The following is a 6,099-nucleotide window of genomic DNA, read 5'->3' as shown; positions in this document are numbered from 1 at the left end:
TCATCTCCCAAGGGGAGACGCCAAAGGCGAACGAGCGTCGGTACGAGCGTCAGCGGTAGCGACACAGGAGCGTCGCGTCATTACAAATTACGAATTACGAATTACGAATTACGAATTATTACCGCGCTGGTTCACCTGCTCCCCAAAGCAATGAGATACTTTTTTCGTTGGAAGCCGCTTATGTCTGGGAACACTAAATCCAGAAATTTGCTGGATTTATCAGTATGATTAGCAGTCAAGCCAGTATTCCCAAATACCAAGTAACAGAAGAAATTTATAATGGTTCTAGAACTGTGGTTTATCGAGGGTATCGAGAAACTGACTCTTTACCCGTAGTGATTAAACTCCTGAAAAATCCTTATCCGAGTTTGAGCGAACTGGTACAGTTTCGCAATCAGTACACCATTGCCAAAAATCTTAACTCACCTGTTATTATCCAAACCTATAGCCTAGAACTTTATCAAAATGGCTATGCGTTAGTGATGGAAGATTTTGGGGGGATTTCACTTAAAGATTATTTTACTTCTATAGAGACGTTGCACGTCAAGTCTCTAGAAGAATTTTTAGAAATAGCGATCGCTCTGTGCAACATCTTAGATATTCTCTATCGAGAGCGGATTATTCATAAAGATATTAAACCCAGGAATATTTTAATTAACCCCCAAACTAAACAAGTTAAATTAATTGACTTTAGTATTGCATCTTTGCTACCACGAGAAACTCAAACCTTGATTAATCCTAATGTCTTAGAGGGGACGCTGGCATATATTTCCCCAGAACAAACAGGCAGAATGAATCGAGGTATTGACTATCGGACAGACTTATATTCTTTAGGTGTGACTTTATATGAAATACTGACAGGTAAATTACCGTTTCCATCACATGATGCAATGGAATTGGTACATTGTCATATTGCTAAACCATCACCCTTAGTATACGAAATCAACTCAGAAATTCCGTATGTACTCTCTGAAATTATCAACAAATTGATGGCGAAAAATGCTGAAGACCGCTATCAAAGTGCCTTGGGATTGAAATATGACTTAGAAACATGTTTACATCAACTACAAAAAATAGGAGAAATTCAGAGTTTTGCAATTGCCCAAAGGGATGTGTGCGATCGCTTCCTCGTATGCGACAAACTCTATGGACGAGAACAGGAAGTGCAAACGCTGCTAGAAGCCTTTGAACGGGTTACAAATGGAGCATCAGTTCTGATGCTGGTGGCAGGCTTTTCTGGTATTGGCAAAACCGCCGTGGTTAATGAAGTGCATAAGCCGATTGTCCGGTGTAACGGCTACTTCATCAAAGGCAAGTATGATCAGTTCAACCGCAACATTCCCTTGGATGCATTTGTGCAAGCCTTTCAAGATTTGATGGGACAACTGTTGAGTGAAAGTGACAAACAATTGGCGCAGTGGAAAGACAAAATTCTATCTGTTTTGGGAGAGAACGGGCAGGTAATGATTGAGGTGATTCCAGAATTGAAGCAGATTATTGGTCAACAACCCCCTGCACCGGAACTCTCGGGCAATGCCGCTCAGAACCGCTTCAATCTATTGTTTGTCAAGTTTATTGGCGTGTTTACCACAAGGGAGCATCCGTTGGTGATGTTCCTTGATGACTTGCAATGGGCAGATTCGACCTCGCTTAATTTGATGCAGGTATTACTGAATGGAACTGAACAAGGCTACTTGTTTATCATTGGTGCCTATCGAGATAACGAAGTCTTCCCGGCACATCCGCTGATGCTGACGCTAGAAGAGATGAAAAAAGCTCAAGCAACTATCAGCGCTCTCACCCTGAACCCGTTAAGTCAAGTAAACATCAATTGTCTGATTGCCGATACCCTCACTTGTTCAAAAGAACTGGCGCTGCCATTAACGGAGTTGGTTTATCAAAAAACCAAGGGCAATCCATTCTTTACAACACAATTTCTCAGAACTTTGCATGAAGAAGGGTACATCACTTTTGAGCCACAAGCCAGATACTGGCAGTGTGATATTGTCAAGGTGAAAGCGCTCTCACTTACCGATGATGTCGTCGAATTCATGGCGATGCAACTGCAAAAGTTGCCTGATGCCACCCAAAATGTTCTTAAGCTTGCTGCCTGTATTGGCGCTCAGTTTGATTTAGAAACCCTGGCGATCATCTCTGAGCGATCGCCCGAAACCACCGCCGTCGCCCTATGGAAAGCCTTGCAAGAAGGATTGATTATACCACAAACTGAAGTCTACAAGTTTTACCAGATCGAAAACACCCCACTCCCCACTCCCCAACGCAGTGGCTTCTCCCCACTCCCCACTCAACATTGCTTTTACCGCTTCCTGCATGATCGCGTTCAACAGGCAGCATACGAATTGATTCCTACCTCGCAAAAGCAAGCTACTCATCGCAAAATAGGTCAATTATTGTTAGCAAGTATGTCCATTGAAGCACAACAAGCAAATAGTTTTGAGATTGTGCGGCATTTGAACATTGGTGCTGAGTCGATTGGCGATCGCGCATTATTAAATCAATTGGCTCAATTAAATTTAGTCGCTGGCATTAGAGCCAAAAAGTCAACGGCTTACATAAGTGCGATCGACCATTTCAGCAAAGGGATTTCACTTCTGACAATAAATGCTTGGCAGGAGCAGTACGACATCACTCTGAATCTGCACAATGAAATTGTGGAAGCTTATTTGCTCACTGCTCAGTTCAATCAAGTAGAGCAGTGGGCACAGGCTGTCCTACAACACGCGAAAACGGTATTAGATACCGTAAAAGCCTATATTGCGCGAATTCAAGCCTACATTGCCCAAAACAACCTACCGCTGGCAGAACAAACCGCACTCTCTATTCTCAAGCAACTTCATATCGAGTTTCCAGAAAATCCCACGGCAGTAGAAGTCCAGCAGGCTTTGGCTGCAACTCAAACTCGCTTTGCCTGCTATGCTACCGCAGCACTGATACAGCTTGAGCAGATGACCGATCCAGTCTACTTAGCAGCAATGGAGATATTAGTAACAGTTGTTACAGCATCTCACCAATCGGTATCACCCCTATTTCCTCTAATTGTCTGCAAACAAATCGATCTATCGCTTGAGCATGGAAATTCACTCGCTTCTGCTTCTAGCTATTCCTGGTTTGGGTTAATCCAGGCAAGTCCATCCGGAAATCTTGACTTCTGCTATCGAGCGGGTGAGGTCGCATTAAGGTTGATTGCGACCCAGCCAAATGACAGTTTGAAAGCAAAAACCATGAATATTACTCATGCTTTTGTGATGCACTGGAAACGGCATGGACGTAGTGAGTTGCAGCCTTTGCTGCAAACCCATCAAATTGGGTTAGAGACTGGAGAACTTGAGCATGGTGCATATGCTCTTTATAACTACACAGGAATTTCTCTAACTATTGGGCGTAATTTGCATGAAATGGAGCAAGAGACTGAGAAGTTTGATCAAATCATTACTCAACTACAGCAAGGTACAGCTCTTTGCTTTCTGAAAATTATGCGACAGGCAGTACTGAATCTGCGCGGGAAAGCGCCCGACCCCTGTCGCTTAATTGGAGATGCTTATGATGAAGCAGTCATGTTACCGTTACACCAAGCGAACCGGGAACAGTATGCAATTTGCAGCATCTATCTCAACAAACTGATTTTGAGCTATTTATTCAATGACTACCCACAGGCATGGGAAAATGCCGTCCTGGCTGAACAAAATGCCGTAGCCCTGACGGCAGCCTTGAAATACACACACATCTACTTTTATAGTTCGCTTACTCAATTAGCACTTTACCTAACTGCAACGCCAACTGAACAAGCGAATATCTTGCAAAACGTTGCAGTTCATCAAGCGAAGTTAGAGCATTGGGCGTACCATGCCCCAATGAATCACTTGCACCAATGGCATTTGGTAGAAGCTGAGAAATATTGTGTTTTGGGCAATAAAGCTGAGGCGATCGCTCACTATGATCAAGCCATCGCCAAAGCAAAGGAAAATGGTTTCATTCACGAAGAAGCGCTTAGCAATGAGCTGGCTGCAAAGTTCTACCTAGAATGGGGTAAAGAGCGCATAGCTGGGGAATACATGACCGAAGCCTACTACGGTTATGCTCGCTGGGGTGCTACAGCCAAGGTTGCTGATCTAGAACGTCGCTACCCACAATTGATGTCTGCTATTGTGCAACAAACACGCTCTCCCCTCTCGACTAACGAAACCGTCTTCGCAACAGCAACCATCACTTCTATCGGTTCCTCTAGTAGTGTGTCTGCTGCCCTTGACTTGACTGCCGTTCTCAAAGCCTCTCAGAGTCTTTCTGGCGAAATTGAATTTGAAAAACTGCTTTCATCGTTGTTGCATATCGTTATCGAAAATACAGGGGCTGATAAATGTGTATTAATGCTCTTACGAGATGAGCGCCTGTTGATCAAAGGTTTAATCACCGAGGGTTCAGAGCCGATTGTATTGCAGAGCCTTCCCATTGAAGACAGCCAAGATATTCCCCTGAGACTAATTTACAAAGTCAACCATGACAGGCAGACTGCTGTGCTGATTGATGCGAGTGCCGATGTCACCTTAGCCAATGACCCATACATCATGCGTCAGCAGCCCAAGAGTATTTTATGCAGTCCGATTTTACATCAAGGAAAGTTGCTAGGAGTATTGTACCTTGAAAATAGTTTAGTGATCGGGGCGTTCACGAGCGCCCGCGTCGAACTACTCAATTTACTCTGCACTCAAGCCGCCATTTCTCTGGAAAATGCTCAACTTTATAAGCGATCGCAAAACTATGCTCAACAACTAGAGCGATCGCTCAATTCTTTGAACGTTGCCCAGTCTCGCTTTCATAACTTAGTAGATAACGTTCCTGGCGTTGTTTATCAATTCCGCATGAGTGCTAATGGTTCTATATCTATGTCGTACATTAGTGCTGAATGTTATGAATTATACGAATTCACAGTCGAGCAAGTACTTGCCAATGTACAGATCCTCATAGATGCAGTGCATCCAGACGATGCTGCAAGTTACGAAAAATCCGTTGCAGATTCTATTCAAACGCTGACTCCTTGGCAATGGGAAGGACGAATTATTACACCTTCTGGAATCCTTAAGTGGATTCACGGAGAATCACGCATTGAGCGGCTTGCCGATGGTACTTTAGTTTGGGATGGATTGTTATTGGATATTAGCGATCGCAAACTTGCACAATTGGCCCTACAGCAAAAATCACTGGAATTAGAACAGGCGTTACACAACTTACAACAAGCTCAACTACAAATTGTTCAAAGTGAAAAGATGTCTGCTTTGGGTAACTTAGTTGCTGGGATAGCTCATGAAATGAATAATCCTCTGGGTTTTATTGCTGCTAGTATCAAACAAGCTAAACCTACTCTGGCTGATATCGTTGAACACTTAAAACTATATCAAGACACTGTACTCAACAAAAGTGAAGAAATTCTCGATCATGCTGAAGAAATAGACTTAGATTATAGCTTAGAAGACTTCCCAAAAATGCTTGATTCCATGACAATAGCATGTGACAGGCTCAAAAACATTAGCACCAGTCTCCGCACTTTCTCTCGTGCCGATCAAGATTACAAAGTACCGTTTAATATTCACGAAGGTATCGATAGTACGATTTTAATTCTCAAACATCGTCTCAAAGCCAACGAGCAGCGTCCAGCGATTGAAGTGATCACCAACTACGGCAAATTACCGCAGATAGAATGTTTTCCTGGGCAATTAAATCAAGTATTTATGAATATTATCGCTAATGCTATTGATGCATTAGAAGAAGCAAATAAGGGGCGCAGTTTTGAGGAAATTCAGCTAAACACCAACCGCATTATAATTACAACTTTCCAAGTAAATCAGCAGTTAAAAATCGCCATTGCTGATAATGGTAAGGGGATGAGTGAATCAGTCAAAGAAAAAATATTTGACCATTTATTTACTACTAAAGGAGTTGGAAAAGGTACAGGGTTAGGATTAGCGATCGCCCGGCAAATTATCGTGGAAAAACATGCTGGTTTAATTGAGTGTAATTCCTCTTTAGGAAAAGGTACTGAGTTTATAATTCAAATGCCTATTTATATTAAATAATTCGTAATTC

General features: G+C 42.7%; 1 protein-coding gene. It reads left to right on the top strand.

Going from position 1 to position 6,099, the window contains the following annotated elements:
* Positions 1–224 precede the first annotated feature (224 nt).
* Positions 225–6,089: a trifunctional serine/threonine-protein kinase/ATP-binding protein/sensor histidine kinase gene (locus tag AC5JMF_RS29765; RefSeq protein ID WP_495799305.1), complete on the top strand. Its 5,865-nt coding sequence runs from the start codon at positions 225–227 to the stop codon at positions 6,087–6,089.
* The last annotated feature ends 10 nt before the right edge of the window (positions 6,090–6,099 follow it).

The organism is Desmonostoc vinosum (assembly GCF_059505385.1).
This window is presented reverse-complemented; position numbering and strand designations above follow the sequence as displayed.